This window comes from Ligilactobacillus equi DSM 15833 = JCM 10991 (assembly GCF_001435735.1).
In the GTDB taxonomy this organism is placed as follows: Bacteria; Bacillota; Bacilli; order Lactobacillales; family Lactobacillaceae; genus Ligilactobacillus; species Ligilactobacillus equi.
The window spans coordinates 37,010-37,564 of sequence record NZ_AZFH01000138.1 but is presented as its reverse complement, the minus strand read 5'-3'; the positions used below and the strand labels follow the sequence as shown (position 1 = coordinate 37,564).

The following is a 555-nucleotide window of genomic DNA, read 5'->3' as shown; positions in this document are numbered from 1 at the left end:
TAGAGCACCTGGTTTGGGACCAGGGGGTCGCAGGTTCGAATCCTGTCTTCCCGATTGAATTTAATATTCATAAATCGCGGTGTAGCTCAGCTGGCTAGAGCGTCCGGTTCATACCCGGGAGGTCGAGGGTTCGATTCCCCCTGCCGCGACTTAGTACGAGCTTGGACCTTTAGCTCAGTTGGTTAGAGCAGACGGCTCATAACCGTCCGGTCGTAGGTTCGAGTCCTACAAGGTCCATCATGACTTTGTGTCGTATTCTATGGAGGATTACCCAAGTCTGGCTGAAGGGAACGGTCTTGAAAACCGTCAGGCGGGTCAAACCGCGCAAGAGTTCGAATCTCTTATCCTCCTTTTATTATTATCGCGGGATGGAGCAGTCTGGTAGCTCGTCGGGCTCATAACCCGAAGGTCGTTGGTTCAAATCCAGCTCCCGCAATTAAGAAATTTTGGTCCATTGGAGTAGTGGTTATCTCGCCTCCCTGTCACGGAGGAGATCGTCGGTTCAAATCCGTCATGGACCGTTGTTACCGTAAGGTAATAATTTAATAAATCATA

5 tRNA genes are annotated in these 555 nt (G+C 50.1%); all 5 read left to right on the top strand.

The window, feature by feature from the left end:
• The first annotated feature begins 75 nt into the window (after positions 1–75).
• Positions 76–149, top strand: a tRNA-Met gene (locus FC36_RS07825).
• A gap of 14 nt (positions 150–163) precedes the next feature.
• Positions 164–237: transfer RNA gene (locus FC36_RS07820), tRNA-Ile, on the top strand.
• 24 nt (positions 238–261) lie between these two features.
• Positions 262–351, top strand: a tRNA-Ser gene (locus tag FC36_RS07815).
• Positions 352–362: 11 nt separating this feature from the next.
• Positions 363–436, top strand: a tRNA-Met gene (locus FC36_RS07810).
• Positions 437–448: 12 nt separating this feature from the next.
• Positions 449–521: transfer RNA gene (locus FC36_RS07805), tRNA-Asp, on the top strand.
• Positions 522–555 lie beyond the last annotated feature (34 nt).